The sequence below is a fragment of the Enterobacter sp. WI-ESBL-E8 genome (assembly GCF_053364895.1).
The window spans coordinates 3,772,656-3,790,463 of record NZ_JBRWXJ010000001.1 but is presented as its reverse complement, the minus strand read 5'-3'; the positions used below and the strand labels follow the sequence as shown (position 1 = coordinate 3,790,463).

Here is a 17,808-nt window from a genome sequence, read left to right as displayed (position 1 = left end):
GAGATATTGATATGAGCAATATTACCATCTATCACAACCCGGCCTGTGGCACCTCACGTAACACGCTGGAGATGATCCGCAACAGCGGCAACGAACCGACAATAATTTATTATCTCGATACTCCCCCGACCCGTGATGAGCTTATTAAACTTATTTCAGATATGGGGATTACAGTGCGCGCCTTGCTGCGTAAAAACGCTGAACCTTATGAACGCCTGGGTCTTGATGAAGAGAAATTTAGTGATGAGCAGTTGATTGATTTCATGCTTCAAGATCCAATCCTGATTAATCGGCCGGTAGTCGTTACGCCGCTCGGTACTCGTCTTTGCCGCCCTTCGGAAATAGTGCTGGATATTCTTCCGGAAGGTCAGAAAGGAGCGTTTACCAAAGAGGATGGCGAGAAGGTCATTGACGAAACGGGAAAGCGGGTTAGGTAATCTGTCCACTTCAAGATATCGGACGCCTGTTTAATCTACGAGGGCGTCCGCTTGCCGTTCACTAAAGACCTCCAGCCTACTAACCCCGTCTGCATTATGCTATGAGAGGAAAAACTGTGGTGTTGGCTGCATTACAACTGCGTAATGTCACCATTAATACCTTCTTTACCCAGTTTATAGCGCAACATAATCTCTTCATGAAACACCTTGTTGAAGCCGGTTACGAACCAGATGCTTCTCGACGATCCTCTAAGGATGGTTGTGGGCTATCCGTAAAAAGAGCCGGGTATGCCCGGCTCTTTTTTAGCTGATTTCGAAATCTTTTAATTCTCCACCTTCAGCAATCAGATTTGAGATCCGCTTCGGCATTCGCCCCTGACCTGACCATGTTTTTGACTCTCCAGTTTCGTCAGTATATCGATACTTCGCGGGGCGGGGGGAGCGCGTCCTTTTAGCCTTACCCGGAGAGCCAATAGCAGCTAAAAGTTCGGAGGGGTCGATACCCTCATCAAGCATCATCTGACGAAGTGTTTCCAGTTTATCGCGGCGCTGACTTTCATTTGCAAGACGTAATGTCTCTTCTTCTCGTCGTTCTATAAGAATAATTTTAAACTTTTCCAGAACATCTTCCAGTACATCTAATGACATTTCACGAGTCTGAGAACGTAAGGTACGGATATTGTTTAACTGTGTAAGAGCATCTGACATAAAGAGACCTTTTAAAGTTTTTTCGTTGTTCAGCAAATACCAATGTCGACGGTTGCTCATCAACCCGATTTTTCTTACTGAGCATTTTTATCCGATTGGTACATATTGTTATTAACGAGGTTTAGACTACTTATATAAATCTCTTATCGCAAGACAAAATTAAGAAGAATGTGCAAGAACTAAATTACAACTCCTACGAAATGTCCATGCATTTTTGAAGGTACTTAAAACTATGATGCCAGGAGTCATCCGGAGAGCCTTTTTATACCCTCATAACTTATTGCTTCAGTCACACCTGATGAGATTTAAAATGAGGAGAGACAGCGCCGCCACTTAGCAAGGTTTTCACAAATGGCAAGATGGCACGCAGGGGGGAGACACCTGCATTTTGTCAGAGGGTAGCGAATTACTCTCTCTTTATAGAGACGTTTCTAAAAAAGTGTAATGTAAAAAAAAGCCTGCTGTTAGCAGGCCATAAATGCTTTTAACTCATTTTTTGTTCGATTCTGATAAATAGGGTAAGCATGCAATTAAACGTGGAGCAGAGAGCATGACAAAAATTCTATAAATATTTCCTGGCCGCATCAAGTATCTCCTGTGACGTTAACTCCCTGTCAGTAGCCACGTAAAGAATACCATGATCGCCAGTTAAGGAAGGAAAACCTGCAGACATAATCCGAAGATGTGTTTCTTCACCGTTTGGATATTCCTGCCTGATAGAGGATATACCTTCCAGAACGGTCATGACTTTACAGGATTCAGCATTAAAGAAAACAAGGACTTTAATCATATTCTATTACCCTGTTCTCTCGTGGATATTAACTGGCAGATGCCATTAAGGTCAAAGCCATTACGCACTTCTTATTTAACATGTGGTTAGCTTGTGCTTTTAGACTTTTTATGCAGTAGTACTGCACTTCATCACATCGCTTAGCATACTCATAATTTTGAAAAATATGCTGATCAGATATTAAGAATAAACGACTTTCATCTGATTTAAGTTATGGATCTGTCTACTCAGGAATAATCCTTCATCGTTATCGCAGACCCACAATGATTTATTTATCGCAAAGTGTTACATTTGCAGCAACAGGACCCTTGTCTCCGCGGTGAATGGCGAATTCAACTTTCTGACCTTCAAATAAAGTTTTAAAGTTGTCGCCATTAAGTGCAGACAAATGGACAAAGATATCTTTGCTGCCATCAAGAGGAGAGATGAAGCCAAAACCTTTGACTTCGTTAAACCATTTAACCAGGCCCATAATTCTCGAGGTCATACTGACTCCGTTATACATGATTGTATTGATAGTAAACGTATAAGATTAAACGTATGGACTCAAAAGAGGGGATATCAACGATAGCGCCTGGTAATGAGAACTGCCCGGAAAATTTCTAACTTTCATTAGTACATCGAACTGATGGGATTCATTAAGACACAGGGAATCGATATAAGCAAATTATCTTTTAGCCGTCCAGAGGTCCTGTAGGGAAAATAAAAGTGGCTGAATGCCATTTTCAATGTATAGTCTTTAAGTGTTTTCAATAAGGAATTGACTTGTCCCATAAAATGACAGGAATTGTCAAAAGCTTTGATATTCTTAGTGGTAAAGGCCTCATCATCCCATCTGATGGACGAAAAGACGTTCTGCTTCACATTTCAGCCGTTAACTCTCGCTAATCAGAATTACTCATCCCTGGAAGCCGCATAGAGTCTTGCCGGATAAACGGTCTCAGGGGGCCTGTGGCTGCGAACATTTATCTTTCCTGATTTTCAGTATGTCAAAATAGATAGATTAAAACTTAACCACATGTGGTACGGTGAAGCTCATTCATTGAAAGGTTAATGGTTATGTCTGTTATCAATTACGCAATGAAATTCTTCAGCAGTGCGTCTACTGCCACTGCTGCCTGTCCTGTTTGTGGCTTAAAATCAGTACAACCGTTGTCAAAAATCCGGCTCAACCAAACCATGCTTTGCCCCGGATGTAAGGCTCTGTTTATCTCCCGACGCTAGCTCGACCAAAATCGCAGAACAGAGCTCATGTCCTATACTTATGTTAGATTCCGGCAGCTGTTAAATCCCTGATGCCTGACGCCCATCCTGAGAGAACGTTTCTGAACTGATTTCGCAACTGCTCCTGCGCGCTAACGTCGCATCAGAGCAATGCTATGAAAATGAACCCAAGAGCGTGGTTTAACCGCTCCCGTATTCTGATGAATGCTGCCGAAAACATAACATTTTCGGCGAACGATCCTGCCGGTGAAAGCTCGCCGCGGTCAGAACTCTTTTCGACCGTCCAGATGGAACGCTACGGCCAGAAGCTGGCGCGGACTCATAAAGTATCACCGGATAGGCATCCTTATTATCTTCTGAAACGGCTTGGCGACAATGAAGCCGTCATTACCCAAAACTGCTATGAGCTTAACGCGGGTAAAAAGACCAGTATCATGCCTGCCGCTGAATGGCTGCTGGACAATTATTATCTGATTGAGGAACAAATCCGCACTGTCCGCCAGCATCTGCCGAAAAGCTTTGGCAAAGGTCTTCCGTCGCTGGTATCGCCGTTGAATTGCCCACGAATTTATCATATTGCATCAGAGGCCATTGCTCACGGCGATGGCCGCTGGGATGCCGCAAGCCTGACCAGCTATCTCACTGCCTATCAACAGGTGACGCCGCTGACGCTGGGTGAAGTCTGGGCGTTACCGGGAATGCTGCGCCTTGCGCTGATTGAAAATCTTCGTCGTATCAGTATGGAAGTGATAAAAGCGCAGCAGGACAGAAACATTGCTGATACGTGGATAACAAGGATTGTCGAATGCGCAGAGAGTGCGCCTGGTGATTTAATCATGGTGGTTGCCGATATGGCGCGCTCCCGACCTCCGTTAACCAGTGCGTTTGTCGCAGAGCTGGTACGGCGCCTGCAGGGGCATGGCAACGCGCTGTCGTTACCTCTGACCTGGGTTGATCAGTGCCTTCGGGAACAGGGGATCACCACTGACGTTCTCATACATAGTTTCAATCAGCAGCTTGCCGCCAGCCAGCTGTCCGTCAGTAACAGCATCGCGGGCCTGCGTTTATTGAGTGAAACGGACTGGGCTGATTTCGCCGAAACGATAAGCGTTGTCGAACAGGCATTACGCAATGATCCTGCCGGCATCTATCCCCGGATGCACTTCAATACCCGGGATCATTACCGGCACATAGTTGAGGTTCTGGCCAGGGACAGCGGTCTCAGCGAGCCTGAGGTTGCTGAGAAGGTGCTGGCGCTTTCAGAGGAAAAAGCGCCCGATACACCGGAACATCATGTTGGTTATTATCTTGCGGGCGAAGGTCGACAGGCGCTGGATATTCATCTCCTGGCAGACGCCTCAAGGCTCATACGCTTGCGGCACAGTTTCAACAGAATAACCCTGCTGTCATGGCTTGGAAGCCTGGCGTTGCTGACAACCGCAGCGACCGCAGCAATATTGCACGAAACCGCCATGCAGGGCGCAGACTGGCTATTGATCGCGGTGATATTACCTCTGATTATCGCATTAACTCAGTTAATGAGCGATTTACTCAGTGATGCAACCACCCGTTTTCGCGTTCCTCGACCCTTGCCGGGGATGGATTTTTCAGCCGGTATTCCCGCTGACAGTGCCACCATGTTAGTTATTCCCTGCATGTTGACCAGCCACGAAAGTTTCAGCCAGCTCCTCACCAGTCTTGAAGTCTGCTGGTTGGGGAATGAAAACGAAAATCTCAGATTCGCGCTGCTCACTGATTTTGCTGATTCTGAAAATGAACCCTCGCCGGAAAGTCACGCACTGCTCAGACAGGCTATCGCCGATACGCAGGCGCTTAATCGCCGCTACCCCTCCGGCAGACCACGTTTTTATCTGTTACATCGCCAGCCTGAATGGAACCCCTCGGAAGGCGCGTGGATGGGCTATGAACGCAAGCGGGGAAAACTGGCGTTACTGAACAGCTGGTTGCGCCATCCCGGAACGCAATTCGTCAGCGTTGCAGAGATGCCTGCCCACCTTTTACCGGGTCACATAAAATACGTCATTACCCTGGACAGCGATACGGTGCTCCCGCGCGATACGGCACACAAACTCGTCGCGACGATGGCGCATCCGCTGAATACGCCTGAGTATGATCCGGTACGCCAGAGGGTTGTCAAAGGATTCGGTATTTTACAGCCCGGTCTTGCGGAGGAGATACCACGCAACGGTCAGGGGCGTTACGCAGCCCTGCGCAGCAGCGTACCGGGCAATAACCCTTATTCGATGATGTCTTCGGATATTTATCAGGATCTCTTTGGGGAAGGCTCGTTTGTGGGCAAAGGGATTTACGATGTTGATATTTTTATGCAGGCCACTACGAACATCTGCCCGGAAAATCTGGTACTCAGCCACGATCTGCTTGAAGGATGCTATGCACGTTCGGGTCTGCTGAGCGAGGTGTTACTGTACGAACAGTACCCTAATAATTATCTGTCGGATGTTGCACGACGTTCACGCTGGATCCGGGGTGACTGGCAACTGCTTAACTGGCTAAAACCACGCGTCAGAAAAGCCGATGGAACCCGGGTCAGGAATCCGCTGACCGCGCTTTCTTACTGGAAATTACTCGATAATCTACGTCGCAGTCTGGTCGCCCCCTCCTTACTGATATTGCTGTTCTTCACTCTGCTTTGGGTACCCAATCCGGTTTACTGGCTGGGCATACTGTTGCTGATATGGTTGTTGCCAGCCATCCTCTGCATTAGCCACGACCTTCTGCATAAACCTCTGCGTCGCCGCGTGAAGTCGCATCTGTTACTGGTGGGGGCGGGCGCGCTAAAGCGTCTGTCAGGTATCAGCCTTAATTTTGCGATACTGCCGCACGAAGCCGGATATTCGCTGAAAGCGATCGCCGTGACGCTATGGCGACTGGGGATAAGCAGGCGTCACCTCAGCCAGTGGGTCAGCCACAGCCAGGACAGCAGTCAGGCCAGACCCACTGTTGCACGTTTTTATCAGGCGATGTGGCTGAACGCTGCCGGTGGCGTGGCGCTGACAATACTGACCGGACAATTTGCCCCACAGCTGCTGGGGATTGCGTTACCGATCGGTTTGGTATGGTGTGTGGCACCGCTGCTGATGAGCTGGCTGAGTCGCCAGCCCGTGCGAAAGGTTTTTTCGCCTAATCAGGAACAAAAACAGCTGTTACGCCAGACAAGCCGTGAAATCTGGGCTTTTTTTGAAACATTTGCCACAGCAAAAGAGAACTGGCTTCCGCCTGATAATTATCAGGAAATACCACAACCGACGGTGGCACACCGAACTTCTCCTACCAATATTGGTCTTTCACTTATGGCTAACCTGACGGCATGGGACTTTGGCTACCTGCCTGGCGGAGAGGTGCTCCGGCGCGTGTCGCTCACGCTCGACACGATGGATAAAATGGAGCACTACCGGGGCCATCTCTACAACTGGTATGACACCCGTACGCTGGTCCCCCTCAGTCCACGCTATATCTCCAGCGTCGACAGCGGCAATATGGCCGGGCATTTATTGACCCTGCGTGCAGGCCTGTCCGCCATGCGTCATCAGCCTGTTTTAAGCAACCAACAGATACTGGCAGGACTGAACGATACGCTGGATATTCTGGAAAAACAGTGGGGTAAGAACCCACCTGACAGCCTGAGACTGCTGCGCAAGCATTGCCTGAACGCGGTGTCGCTCTCTCCGCAGGCGCTTTTCAGCGAACTGAAAAGCATGCGCACCCAGTGCAACCATCTGACCAGCGCATGTCATCAGGGATCTCCTCTTCAGATGCGCTGGGCTGGACATCTGGAGCATCAACTGGTTCAGCTTTGCCATGAGTGGTCTCTGTTGCTTGGCTGGTTGCCTGCATCCTGGAATGAACAGACGCTGCCGACGCTGAGCGAGCTTGCCCGTCCGACATTAACCGGTACAGGAACGCCTCCGGCGTCAGTGGCGGAGCAGGCCCGAATGCGACTCAATATTATCACCGAGCTGGAACAGCGGCTGGATGAGCATGCCCGGATGGATTTCGCCTTTCTGTACAGTGAAGCAACCAGTCTGCTCAGCGTCGGTTATAACTGTGACACCAATATGCCTGACAAGAGCCACTACGATCTCCTGCCGTCTGAAATCCGCCTGACCAGTTTTCTTGCCATTGCGACTAATCAGCTGCCTCTTAAAAGCTGGTACGCGCTGGGTCGATTGTTTACCACGATTGATAATGAAACTGCCCTGATGTCATGGAGCGGATCCATGTTTGAATATCTGATGCCGAATCTGGTGATGCCCACCTGGCCCGGCAGCCTGCTCGATGAAATGAGTCAGTCGGCGGTTATGCGCCAGATTCACTGGGGGAAAGAACGCGGGGTACCATGGGGTGTTTCAGAGTCTGGCTATCATGCTTTTGATGTTCAGCATAATTATCAGTATCAGGCATTTGGCGTACCGGGGCTCGGTCTACGCAGGGGACTTGCCGATGACATGGTTGTCGCTCCTTACGCCACGCTGCTGGCGCTGATGGTTTCCCCGCAGAAAGCTTGTGAGAACCTGTTCAGGCTGCAAAAAAATGGTGCATGCGGAGAATACGGTTTTTATGAAGCGCTGGACTATACCCCCTCACGTCTTGCAACCGGTCAGCTCTATGCGGTGGTACAGTCCTGGATGGCGCATCATCAGGGTATGGCATTTCAGGCGCTGGCTCATGTGCTGCTTGATGCCCCCATGACTGAACGCTTTATGTCCAGTACGGTATTCCGGTCAGCGAGTCTGCTGTTACAGGAGCGCGTGCCGGATGCGGTCGATCTGTACAGTCCGCGCCGTCATTTTGAATCTCATGAGGGCATGGTCAAACCCGTTCGCTATGAACCCCGTATTTTCTATAGCATGGATACCCCCGCCCCGGATATTCAACTCCTGTCCAACGGCCATTATCATCTGATGTTGACCGCGGGCGGCGGCGGTTACAGTCGCTGGAATGATATTGCACTAACGCGCTGGCGCAGTGATACCACCCGTGATAACTGGGGAGCATTCTGCTACATCCGCGATACCCAGACGGGAGATGTGTGGAGCAATACCTGGCAACCAACAGGCTACACCAGCGGACAAGACGAGGAAGTGTTGTTCACCGATGCGGGGGCAGAATTCAGACGCAGCTTAGGGGGACTCAGCGTCAAAACTCAGGTGGTGATCTCTCCGGAGGATGATGTTGAATTGCGACGGCTCACACTGATTCATCGTGGTCGCAAGCCTCGCTCTCTGGAGCTGACAACCTATGCTGAAGTGGTACTGGCACCTGATGCCAGCGATCTGGCACACCCGGCATTCAGCAATTTGTTTATTCAGACTGAGCTGGCTCCTGAGCGTGACGCTATTCTTTGCCACCGGCGCCCGCGCTCACCGGATGAACCGGGCCCTTGCCTGTTTCACATGATGGTGGTGCACGGCGATAACCGACATAACGTGTCGTTTGAAACGGACAGGGCAAGGTTTATTGGACGTGGCAGAAACCCTGCGAATGCACAGGCAATAGAGACGGGAGGGATGCTAGGCAACACGTCGGGCTCGGTGCTGGATCCGATACTGGCAATTCGCAACGCCATTATTCTGCAGCCGGGGCAGCCGGTTACGATTGATATCATTTATGGCATCAGTGAGACCCGTCAGCAGAGCCTGGCGTTGCTGGAGAAATATCGCGATTACCCTATCGCCGATCGCGTCTTTGAACTGGCCTGGTCTCACAGTCTGGTGGTATTGCGCCAGATGAACGCCAGTGAAGATGATGCCACGTTGTTCAATAGTCTCGCCAGCGCTGTGCTTTACCCTGTCCAGGAGCTGCGCGCCGAAGGCCAGGCGATCGGCCGCAATCGGCGTGGCCAGTCCGGACTGTGGGGCTGGGCAATTTCAGGGGATCTGCCGATAGTGCTGCTGAGTATAACCAGCGAGGAAAGTATCACCTCAGTGACCACACTGATTCAGGCACACCGTTACTGGAGACAGAAAGGGCTGGATGTTGATTTAGTTATCCTGAATAACAGCCCCGGCGGCTACCAGCAGGGATTACAAAATCAGATTATGGAGTTAATTTATGCCGGGTCTGAAGCCAGTCTGCTGGATAAAAAAGGCGGGCTTTTTGTCCGCAACGGTGAGCATCTCTCCGCTGAGGATAAGTTGCTTTTGATGAGCGTGGCCTGTCTTTATCTTGATGACCGCGCAGGGGGGATTAATGAGCAGCTTAACCAGCGTATTCATACCCTGAAATCGCCGGCAAGGGCATTCATTCCGCGTGCTGTGCGCGAGCGTAATCAACATACGGACTGGAGCCCTGATACCAGTCAGTTATGCCATTTCAATGGGTACGGTGGATTTTCTCAGGATGGGCGGGAGTATCAGATCGTCCTTCGGGAAAATGCGCTTACACCGGCTCCCTGGTCGAACATACTGGCAAATTCTCGTTTTGGCAGTGTGATCTCAGAGGCAGGGCAGGCCTATACCTGGTATAAGAATGCCCATGAATACCGGTTGACGCCGTGGGAGAACGATCCGGTGAGCGATCGCAGCGGCGAGGCATTTTACCTGCGCGATGAAGAGAGCGGGGAGTGCTGGTCGCCGACGGCTTTACCTGTTCGCGGACACGGTGATTACCTGACCCGCCATGGTTTTGGCTACAGCGTTTTTGCCCATCGTGAGAGTGGTATAGACAGCGAGTTGACGGTCCTGGTTGCTGAAGAAGATCCGGTTAAACTGGTGCTCCTGACGCTCAGTAACTCTTCGGGACGGACACGTCAACTTTCCGTCACAGGCTATGTAGAGTGGACGCTCGGAGAAACACTAACGCGCTCAGCCCCTCACATTGTGACACATGTGGCCAGAACGCCCGGCGGCTGCGGGATACTTGCGAATAACTTTTATGGTGATAATGGTGGCGGCCGAACTGCATTTTTTGCCGTCAGCGGTAATGACTGTTCTCTGACAGGGGACCGCCGGGAGTTTATTGGCCGTAATGGTTCCCTTCACGCCCCTTCGGCTATGAAACTGCAAAAGCTTTCTGGTAAGACGGGGGCCGGTCTGGATCCCTGCGGAGCGGTGCAATCGGCGGTTACATTAATTGACGGGGACCAGAGGACGTTTATTTTTATCCTCGGCGCAGAGGAGAATGATGTTTGTGCTCAGGAGACGCTGGCCCGCTACATGAACGAGGATACGGTCCGCCAGGAGCTGAACCGGATTCATAATCACTGGCACAATGTTCTCGATAAAATCGTAGTTAACACCCCCGACACGTCCGTAAATTTACTGGTTAATGGCTGGCTGTTGTATCAGACGGTCGCCTGCCGTCTTATGGCCCGGAGTGGCTACTATCAGTCTGGCGGTGCATTTGGTTTTCGCGATCAGCTGCAGGATACGCTGGCTCTGAGCCACGCTGCTCCGGACCGGATGCGTGAACAGATAATACTCTGTGCATCACGGCAGTTTATCGAGGGGGATGTGCAGCACTGGTGGCACCCGCCACACGGCAACGGTGTGCGTACCCGCTGTTCCGATGACTATCTTTGGCTGCCGCTTGCTGTTTGCCACTATGTTGAAACGACGGGGGATATGGATGCACTGGAAATACGCATTCCTTATCTGGAGGGACGCTCGCTTCAGCCTGGTGAAGAGTCTGTCTATGACACGCCGGTCATCAGCGGCACCGAAGAGACACTCTGGTTACACTGCGTCAAAGCTATTCACTATGGACTTCGCTTCGGGGAGCATGGCCTGCCGCTGATGGGGGCTGGTGACTGGAATGACGGGATGAACCGGGTGGGTATCGAAGGCAAAGGTGAAAGCGTCTGGCTGGGCTTCTTCCTGTACGACATTTTGCAGCGGTTTGCAGCGCTGGCGGAGCGCAGGCTGGATGAAAGCGTCGCCGCGATGTGCCGTTCACAGGCTCTGCGCCTGCAAAGTAATCTCGAAGCCCACGCCTGGGATGGGGAATGGTACCGGCGCGGGTATTTTGACGATGGTACTCCCCTGGGATCGAAAACCTCACAGGACTGCCGGATTGATGCGATTGCGCAGAGCTGGTCTGTATTGTCCGGCGCCGCGAGCCCGGGACGGTGCGCAAAGGCCATGCAGGCGCTGGATAAGCACCTTGTGGATAACGAAGGAGGGCTGATCAAACTGTTAACGCCTCCTTTCGACGGACACGGTCCAAATCCGGGCTACATACAGGGGTACCTGCCCGGCGTGCGGGAAAACGGAGGGCAGTATACGCATGGCGCCATCTGGGCAGTGATGGCCTTTGCCCGAATGGGGAATGCCGGACGAGCCTGGCAACTCTGGTCAATGCTCAACCCTATAAATCATACCCTGAATGCGGACTCTGTCGGGATTTATAAAGCTGAGCCTTATGTCATGAGTGCTGATGTCTACAGCGTCGCTCCCCATACCGGACGTGCAGGGTGGAGCTGGTATACCGGTTCCGCAGGCTGGGCCTGGCGTTTACTTACCGAGGAATTACTGGGGATAAAACGTTCCGGCACTGACTTTAGTGTTCATGCCAGGTTACCGGATGAGTGGTCGTCTTTTTCTATGGCATATCAATATGGTGAAAGCCATTATCAGATTAGTGTTTCACGCGGCGATGCAGAATATTGCGTGACGCTGGATGGTGTTCTCCTCCCTGATGACAGAATACCGCTGAAGGATGATGGACAAAACCATACGGTTGAGATCATTCAGAACTGACACTGATCCCGGAGGTGCATTAACGTCTGCCGTTAATGCGCTGATTATCCCTGAGAACATCAATCGCAGTCTGCATGGCGATTTTGTCATCCCGCCTTTTTTGTTTGTCCTGCATGACCTGAAGGTATTCCAGCAAGGTGCGGGTATTAATCGGTCGGCCCTGTTTACCCACAGCCAGCACGGCTTCGCCAAGAATAATTTTCACAGGCGGTAGTTGTGCCGGATACCAGTCAAGGGTGTCTTCTGATTTCATCTTAAATTTCTCACGGAAGGGTAGTGTATCATAAATAAGACGTTCAATTTTCAATATCTGATATCCTGATTCAGACACAACTTAACATAACTTATGCCAGTTATTTTTATATTAAAGCGTATAATAATTACTGTATTCCTCAGAGAATTATTTATGTCTTATACAAATGGGCTCAGGTATTTTAAAGAAAGACCGGTTCATGTTGCCTGCCCGGTATGTGCACACAGAGCCGATCAGAAAGCAGGTAAACTAAGAAAAGATGCGGTTCTTGAGTGCCCTGCCTGCGGACTGTTGTTCAGACCTTCAGAATGCTGGTGTATCGGCGGCTGATCACTTAACGTCAGTGATGTCGGAAAATGACAACATTCCTCCTGTACTGCTGTTGTCGAGGGTATGATAATGAAATCTAAAAAATCTGTTTTTATTGAAGGGCATATCATGTCGAACAGCTGTCACGGACAGCCTGGCCAACCTTTCTGTATTCACCGGGTCAGGTTTAGTAATGGTAAATATGCGATTATTCGGGTGGCATCCGGGATATGTTTCAAACCAGGCGAAATTATTCAACGAAACGATTGTGAGTGGTTTTATAAACTTACCAAAATTCGGCTTCTTTCTTTTGAGTACCTTGATGATGATGAATCAAGAAGACAATTCCTTGAGTATCAATGATAAAACCATGGATTTATAACAGAATAAATTTGCTGGCTTACAATTCACCCTTGGCTCTTTAAATTATTCACCAGTCATTGAAAAATATTTTTTCCTGAATTTAGATGAATTTAAATTATCTAAAACAAAATGTATCGCTAAAGACGAATTGCCTCATTGTTTTCCTTTTGCGTTATAACCTTCATTAGCATTAAGGAAATTTATGGCACAGACTTTTACTCATAATTTACTTCATCCTCGCCACTGGCTTACCTGGTCTGGTTTGGGTCTGCTGTGGCTTCTCGTTCAACTTCCTTACCCGGTTTTACATATTCTGGGCTCTGGCCTTGGAAAAATATCCAGACCCTTTCTGAAACGCCGGGAACGGATTGCGATTAGAAATATCGAACTGTGCTTTCCCGAGATGACACCGTTTGCCCGGAGCCAGATGGTCAATAAAAACTTTGTTTCTCTCGGGCTGGGACTGATGGAAACAGGAATGGCCTGGTTCTGGAGCGATGCGAGAGTCAAAAAATGGTTTGATGTCGAAGGGCTTGAAAACCTGACCGGTGCGACAAGAGGAGTAATGGTTGTCGGGATTCATTTTATGTCCCTTGAGTTGTGTGGAAGAGTAATGGGGTTATGCCATCCTATGATGGCAACGTATCGCCCACACAATGATCCATTAATGGAATGGGTACAGACAAAAGGGCGTATGCGTTCAAATAAAGCTATGATTAATCGACGTAATTTATCTGGTTTTGTTCATGCGCTAAAAGCTGGTGAAGCCGTTTGGTTTGCACCAGACCAGGATTATGGGTCTAAAGGAAGCGTTTTTGCACCTTTTTTCTCGGTAAAAAAAGCAGCAACGACGAACGGAACGTATGCCCTTTCAAAACTCGCTGGTGCACCCTTGATCACACTTAGCATGATTCGACGTAGCGATAAAAAAGGTTATCACATGTATATCAGCAATCCGTTATCAGGCTATCCAGGGGAAGACAAGGTCGCCGCAGCGGCTTATATGAACAAGATCATCGAGCGTGAAATTCTCCGTGCCCCTGAGCAATACCTGTGGATGCATCGCAGGTTCAAAACGCGTCCTGAAGGCGAAGTCTCTTTATACAAATGAACAACTCTACTTGTCACGAGCCAGAATCCATCTTTCTTGCCACTGCGTATTTGTAAAAAATGGGACAGGGGATTATTCGATCGGCTTCATGTTAACGATGGCGTAACTGACAACCAAGGTTAATCAATTGAACCTGTTCGGATTTGAAGGTCCGCTTCTCGCTTATAGCTGCCATTCAAAGCGATAATAATTTTTGTATATTTTCTCTTCCACATGATGTCAGTTATCGGGAATGGTTTGACTATCCAGCAGGCATAGCATCCTTTACAGCTCGACAAACCGAACGCTCCGATAGGGTATGCAGGCACACGGATGGCGTGTAAAGCAGAGTGAAAAAGATGATCGATTAAACCGATCGATTTTATAAAATTGATCTGCAAAATGAATTATCCGGCACGCTAGTGCCTGTGCTAAATTCCCAGCAATTCATTTAACGTATTGTTTATTAGTTTATTTCCTGTCTTCTGGTGGGCGCCCTTCTTTTGTCCTGCGGGCACGGCATGGGAATGCGACAGCAGGTGATGGAATGAAAAGATGTGCCCGATGTAACAAGAAAAGAAGCATTCTGGACCGTATTTTCGGGCTGGATAAAGAATTTTGCGATGGCTGTCTGATGGTGGTTAACCTGGAAATCAGAGAAAAACGAGTGGTGTCCACACCAGCACGAAAATCACCGGGACGCTCTTCCTGACAATGTTTCGTACCCGGCAGGTTATTGCCTCTGATGGGGTAACAACTCTGAAGCTTCCCTCTGTTTACATTCCCTTTGATCAATGAAAATCAACATCGATATCAGCGTCATCATTCCTGCCTTCAATGCAGTTGACAGCATCGGGGCTCTGGTCCATACACTGCTTGGCGAAACAACGCTCAGTACTGAAATCATTGTTGTGGATGACGGTTCAACCGACGAAACATGGACGCTACTCAGCGCCATTACAGATGAACGGCTTATTCTCATTCGTCAGGAAAATCAGGGCGTGTATGCTGCCCGTAATGCTGCATTGGCGATTCACCGTGGTGAATGGGTGGTGTTCCTGGATGCGGATGACCGGGTTGCGGCAGATTTTCTGCAGGAGCGGCTGCGCACAGCCCGCGAAGCACAGGCCGATGTCGTCCTTTTCAATGCCCGGCATACAGACAGCGCCGGACATCTGCGGCATACCGTTCACCGCAGACAGCCTTACGGTCAGACGCTGACGGGTCAGCAGTGGATACGCCATTGCGTCAGTCAGAGGGAATGGCCGCATTATCTGTGGCTGCAGATAATCCGTTCAGCGTATATTCGCGAGCATGACCTGCGATTCCAGGAAGGGAAAAGCCACAAGGACATTCTCTGGACGATACAGCTTGCCGCCGCAGATGGCCGATTTTATTTCTCTGACAGACAGGATTACCTGTGGGTGAATAACCCGGCGTCAATTACCCACCGCCCGGATTATTACGATATCCGCGCGTTCAGCTATTGCGACGTGATTGCAGATATTCTGGCACTCAGTACACAGACGCAGTACCGATCTGTCAGACGAGCGCTGGTCAGGCATGCGCTGGTGGAAAGCCGCCATTTTCTGGGTCTGTACCGGCGCAGGGTGAATGACCGGCTGGCGGTCCGGGCGCGTTTTCGTGCGCGGATAGCCTTTCGCCATCTGGTATCCGGCGTGAGCAACCTGAGCGATGTCTTTTTCCTCCTGAAGCTGGTCCGCAATATTTATCTGCCTGGTGTCCGCAATACTCCCGCAGCCGTTTCGCAGGTGCGGCGTTAATCCATGGATATCGCAACGCTTCTGGCGCGGTCGTGGCAAACTGCGACAACGGGTGATGACTCCATTCGCTCCGCCAGGGATATCGTCGAACACTGGTATGATAAAGGCGGTGACCTCACCCGACGGACCCGACGGTTTATGCTGCGGGAATGCCTGTGGATAGCCGCACATTACCGGGACACTGAAACGGTACTCACCCGACAGTTTCGCCTGCTGGCCGTGTTACTGTATCTGGGCGGTTATTTTCCGAAAGGAATGTCGACGGTATGCTCCCGGAGAAATGTTTCATTTTACTGAACGCCCCGGAATTAAGCCCCATCCTGACAGACGATACGGCCCCTGATGTTCTGGCGGCGTCCTGCCACACCCTCTTCTACCTCAGACGGATATCTCCGTTAAGGTGTTACCACCATACGCGCTGTCTGAGCGAACATCTTTTTCAACTAATGGAGATCTGATAAAAGCGCCAGTCTTTGTACTGGTACCTGAGGGGCTGATCGCTGACGGTGTTGGCGTCAACGATCAGGGCTAACGTCATTATTTCCCTCCGCTGAATCTGCCACCTGTGATGTCAGTAACGGTTTTATATCCCTTGCGGGTCATCAGCCCGGTAGCCTTCCGGTCTCGGAGCATATCAAGGCTGCCGATAAACGGAGACTGCTCTTTCACGCTGAAGCCGTGACGGTCAGTACGCACCAGGTCGTACTTTTCCACGATAAAATTCACAGCGTCACACAGTGAGATTCCCGCATCAATGTGTTTCTGGATCACACTGTCGTTGCCAAACGGTGTGTCGTTGAGGGTAAGGCCGTAGTGTTGCTCCAGCAGATACTCCAGTAATTTTTGCCAGATTTTGACTGATGACAGACGTGACGATGCCGCCCTTTGAGGGGGCAGGGATTGTATTTGCATGGTTTGCACTCTTTTGACGAAGGAAAAGCGTCCGGGGTTTATGCGGTTGTTGCAGACGCCGGATAAATTACGATATACAAATAGCCACAGGAACCGAGCGTATCGGCCTTACATATCAGCCCTTTTGCATGGAGCGTGATGCAGCGCTGAATGCGGGGCATGAGTTCGCTGCTGGTCAGCATGAGCTCCATCTGCTTCATCAGTAACGGAAATGCCTGGTCCAGATGGCGTAAATCTGCGTCATTAAATGTCCCGGTGGTGCTGGCGCGGTCAGCAAGGTAATGCAGGCGGTTACCCTCCTGTACCAGCCGGGCACCAAAACATGGCGTGACGTTGCGTCTGAGGCCCCACCAGGGTTCCGCGATGTTATGTTTGATTACACGGGTTGCTTTCTGCATGTAAGTACTCCTTAACGGTGAGTTAATTCAGGGTGACGCTGCGCAGGATCACATACGGACCGTTGCGGTCCTGTCGACGTTCAGCAAACACGGCCAGTACACCCCGGATATCCTGCACTTCCCTGCCGTAGTAATGGCAGATACTGCCGGACCACTTATATTTCCCGGTACAGAAGCGAAACAGCCGGGACTCAGAATGCTGGCGGTATATCGCCATTGCCTGACGTTTGCTGATGATTTTCATCGTTATTCTCTCCCTAAAGCCAGCCACGCTCGGCAAACGAGACGATGTCCATGCCTCCCACTACCAGGTGGTCCAGCAGACAGATATCCACGAGTTTAAGTGCCTGCTTCAGATGGTCAGTAAGCAATCTGTCGGCATGGCTGGGTTCGGCATAACCTGACGGATGATTGTGTGAAAGCACGATGGCAGCCGCGTTGTATTTCAGTGCTGCCTTTATCACTTCACGGGGATGTACCTGCGTATGGTTGATGGTGCCGGTGAAGAGCGTTTCATGGGCAATAAGACGATGCTGGTTATCGAGGAAGAGCACCATGATTACTTCACGCTCCAGTGTGGCGAGCTGCAGGCGAAGCCAGTCGCGAACTGCATGGCTGGAGGTAAATGCCTCGCCGGGCTCGCGTAACTGGCGTTCCAGCAGGGTCAGAGCGCGTCTGATGGTGCGCTGCGCGGTGGGAGATATTCCCCCGCTGTCAGGGGGACACGTGGTGATATTCATTTGCTTTTCCTGTCTGTTGACGCGTTGGGAGGAGATGTGTTGTACAGTTTTTCGGCAACGAC

General features: G+C 50.2%; 16 protein-coding genes and 1 pseudogene. 9 read left to right on the top strand and 8 right to left on the bottom strand.

Annotated elements, in window-relative coordinates:
* Positions 1–11: 11 nt before the first annotated feature.
* Positions 12–437: a glutaredoxin-dependent arsenate reductase gene (gene arsC, locus ACWHWP_RS17930; protein ID WP_024274588.1), complete on the top strand. Its 426-nt coding sequence runs from the start codon at positions 12–14 to the stop codon at positions 435–437.
* 303 nt (positions 438–740) lie between these two features.
* Here the strand turns inward: arsC and ACWHWP_RS17925 are convergent, their stop codons facing one another.
* The 3 genes from ACWHWP_RS17925 to ACWHWP_RS17915 all read right to left on the bottom strand — a co-directional run bounded on the left by ACWHWP_RS17925 (position 741) and on the right by ACWHWP_RS17915 (position 2,422).
* The gene (locus ACWHWP_RS17925) at positions 741–1,145 is read right to left on the bottom strand and encodes an H-NS family histone-like protein (protein ID WP_024274587.1); all 405 of its coding nucleotides are present in this window, start codon (positions 1,143–1,145) and stop codon (positions 741–743) included.
* Positions 1,146–1,707: 562 nt separating this feature from the next.
* The gene (locus ACWHWP_RS17920; protein ID WP_048260112.1) at positions 1,708–1,935 is read right to left on the bottom strand and encodes a hypothetical protein; all 228 of its coding nucleotides are present in this window, start codon (positions 1,933–1,935) and stop codon (positions 1,708–1,710) included.
* 268 nt (positions 1,936–2,203) lie between these two features.
* A complete protein-coding gene (locus ACWHWP_RS17915; protein ID WP_032938040.1) occupies positions 2,204–2,422 on the bottom strand; it encodes a cold shock domain-containing protein in 219 nt (72 codons plus the stop codon).
* Between the two features lie 278 nt (positions 2,423–2,700).
* On the opposite strand from ACWHWP_RS17915, the pseudogene cspF reads away from it, so the two are divergent.
* From cspF to ACWHWP_RS17900, 3 genes and pseudogenes are all read left to right on the top strand, one after another.
* Positions 2,701–2,913, top strand: a pseudogene (cspF, locus tag ACWHWP_RS17910) (cold shock-like protein CspF).
* A gap of 75 nt (positions 2,914–2,988) precedes the next feature.
* On the top strand, positions 2,989–3,159 hold the full coding sequence (locus ACWHWP_RS17905; protein ID WP_305955329.1) for a YnfU family zinc-binding protein: 171 nt from the start codon (positions 2,989–2,991) through the stop codon (positions 3,157–3,159).
* A gap of 155 nt (positions 3,160–3,314) precedes the next feature.
* On the top strand, positions 3,315–11,897 hold the full coding sequence (locus ACWHWP_RS17900; RefSeq protein ID WP_447856091.1) for a GH36-type glycosyl hydrolase domain-containing protein: 8,583 nt from the start codon (positions 3,315–3,317) through the stop codon (positions 11,895–11,897).
* Positions 11,898–11,916: 19 nt separating this feature from the next.
* Here ACWHWP_RS17900 and ACWHWP_RS17895 read toward each other — a convergent pair whose 3' ends face one another.
* Complete coding sequence (locus ACWHWP_RS17895; protein ID WP_004132711.1) at positions 11,917–12,150, bottom strand: hypothetical protein; 234 nt, start codon at positions 12,148–12,150, stop codon at positions 11,917–11,919.
* Between the two features lie 93 nt (positions 12,151–12,243).
* Between ACWHWP_RS17895 and ACWHWP_RS17890 the strand changes: the two genes are divergently transcribed.
* The 5 genes from ACWHWP_RS17890 to ACWHWP_RS17870 all read left to right on the top strand — a co-directional run bounded on the left by ACWHWP_RS17890 (position 12,244) and on the right by ACWHWP_RS17870 (position 15,993).
* Positions 12,244–12,480 (top strand): YnfU family zinc-binding protein, encoded by a 237-nt coding sequence (locus ACWHWP_RS17890; protein ID WP_350308983.1) that lies wholly within the window; start codon positions 12,244–12,246, stop codon positions 12,478–12,480.
* A gap of 69 nt (positions 12,481–12,549) precedes the next feature.
* Entirely contained in the window at positions 12,550–12,822 is a 273-nt protein-coding gene (locus tag ACWHWP_RS17885; protein ID WP_016247220.1) for a hypothetical protein, read from the top strand.
* Between the two features lie 202 nt (positions 12,823–13,024).
* A complete protein-coding gene (lpxP, locus tag ACWHWP_RS17880) occupies positions 13,025–13,933 on the top strand; it encodes a kdo(2)-lipid IV(A) palmitoleoyltransferase (protein WP_032938037.1) in 909 nt (302 codons plus the stop codon).
* A gap of 773 nt (positions 13,934–14,706) precedes the next feature.
* Positions 14,707–15,696: a glycosyltransferase gene (locus ACWHWP_RS17875; protein WP_047058004.1), complete on the top strand. Its 990-nt coding sequence runs from the start codon at positions 14,707–14,709 to the stop codon at positions 15,694–15,696.
* Between the two features lie 3 nt (positions 15,697–15,699).
* Positions 15,700–15,993, top strand: a complete 294-nt coding sequence (locus tag ACWHWP_RS17870; RefSeq protein WP_227010061.1) for a hypothetical protein — start codon at positions 15,700–15,702, stop codon at positions 15,991–15,993.
* A gap of 240 nt (positions 15,994–16,233) precedes the next feature.
* Here the strand turns inward: ACWHWP_RS17870 and ACWHWP_RS17865 are convergent, their stop codons facing one another.
* Genes ACWHWP_RS17865 through radC form a run of 4 tightly spaced genes read right to left on the bottom strand, consistent with a single transcriptional unit; the run spans position 16,234 to position 17,746 of the window.
* Positions 16,234–16,608 carry a TA system toxin CbtA family protein gene (locus ACWHWP_RS17865; RefSeq protein ID WP_032938032.1) on the bottom strand — a complete coding sequence of 125 codons (375 nt, stop codon included), beginning with the start codon at positions 16,606–16,608 and terminating at the stop codon, positions 16,234–16,236.
* A 38-nt stretch (positions 16,609–16,646) separates the two neighbouring features.
* Complete coding sequence (locus tag ACWHWP_RS17860) at positions 16,647–17,006, bottom strand: type IV toxin-antitoxin system YeeU family antitoxin (RefSeq protein WP_032938030.1); 360 nt, start codon at positions 17,004–17,006, stop codon at positions 16,647–16,649.
* Between the two features lie 22 nt (positions 17,007–17,028).
* Positions 17,029–17,250 carry a DUF987 domain-containing protein gene (locus ACWHWP_RS17855; RefSeq protein ID WP_032938028.1) on the bottom strand — a complete coding sequence of 74 codons (222 nt, stop codon included), beginning with the start codon at positions 17,248–17,250 and terminating at the stop codon, positions 17,029–17,031.
* Positions 17,251–17,263: 13 nt separating this feature from the next.
* A complete protein-coding gene (gene radC / locus ACWHWP_RS17850; protein WP_032938026.1) occupies positions 17,264–17,746 on the bottom strand; it encodes a RadC family protein in 483 nt (160 codons plus the stop codon).
* Between the last annotated feature and the right edge of the window lie 62 nt (positions 17,747–17,808).

Excerpts from the sequence above, each read along its gene's own strand:
- ACWHWP_RS17915 (WP_032938040.1), bottom strand. The coding sequence starts at position 2,422 with ATGACCTCGAGAATTATGGGCCTGGTTAAATGGTTTAACGAAGTCAAA.
- ACWHWP_RS17900 (WP_447856091.1), top strand. The coding sequence starts at position 3,315 with ATGAAAATGAACCCAAGAGCGTGGTTTAACCGCTCCCGTATTCTGATG.
- ACWHWP_RS17865 (WP_032938032.1), bottom strand. The coding sequence starts at position 16,608 with ATGCAAATACAATCCCTGCCCCCTCAAAGGGCGGCATCGTCACGTCTG.
- arsC (WP_024274588.1), top strand. The coding sequence starts at position 12 with ATGAGCAATATTACCATCTATCACAACCCGGCCTGTGGCACCTCACGT.
- radC (WP_032938026.1), bottom strand. The coding sequence starts at position 17,746 with ATGAATATCACCACGTGTCCCCCTGACAGCGGGGGAATATCTCCCACC.
- ACWHWP_RS17905 (WP_305955329.1), top strand. The coding sequence starts at position 2,989 with ATGGTTATGTCTGTTATCAATTACGCAATGAAATTCTTCAGCAGTGCG.
- ACWHWP_RS17885 (WP_016247220.1), top strand. The coding sequence starts at position 12,550 with ATGAAATCTAAAAAATCTGTTTTTATTGAAGGGCATATCATGTCGAAC.
- ACWHWP_RS17870 (WP_227010061.1), top strand. The coding sequence starts at position 15,700 with ATGGATATCGCAACGCTTCTGGCGCGGTCGTGGCAAACTGCGACAACG.
- ACWHWP_RS17920 (WP_048260112.1), bottom strand. The coding sequence starts at position 1,935 with ATGATTAAAGTCCTTGTTTTCTTTAATGCTGAATCCTGTAAAGTCATG.
- ACWHWP_RS17855 (WP_032938028.1), bottom strand. The coding sequence starts at position 17,250 with ATGAAAATCATCAGCAAACGTCAGGCAATGGCGATATACCGCCAGCAT.
- ACWHWP_RS17860 (WP_032938030.1), bottom strand. The coding sequence starts at position 17,006 with ATGCAGAAAGCAACCCGTGTAATCAAACATAACATCGCGGAACCCTGG.
- ACWHWP_RS17875 (WP_047058004.1), top strand. The coding sequence starts at position 14,707 with ATGAAAATCAACATCGATATCAGCGTCATCATTCCTGCCTTCAATGCA.
- lpxP (WP_032938037.1), top strand. The coding sequence starts at position 13,025 with ATGGCACAGACTTTTACTCATAATTTACTTCATCCTCGCCACTGGCTT.
- ACWHWP_RS17895 (WP_004132711.1), bottom strand. The coding sequence starts at position 12,150 with ATGAAATCAGAAGACACCCTTGACTGGTATCCGGCACAACTACCGCCT.
- ACWHWP_RS17925 (WP_024274587.1), bottom strand. The coding sequence starts at position 1,145 with ATGTCAGATGCTCTTACACAGTTAAACAATATCCGTACCTTACGTTCT.
- ACWHWP_RS17890 (WP_350308983.1), top strand. The coding sequence starts at position 12,244 with ATGCCAGTTATTTTTATATTAAAGCGTATAATAATTACTGTATTCCTC.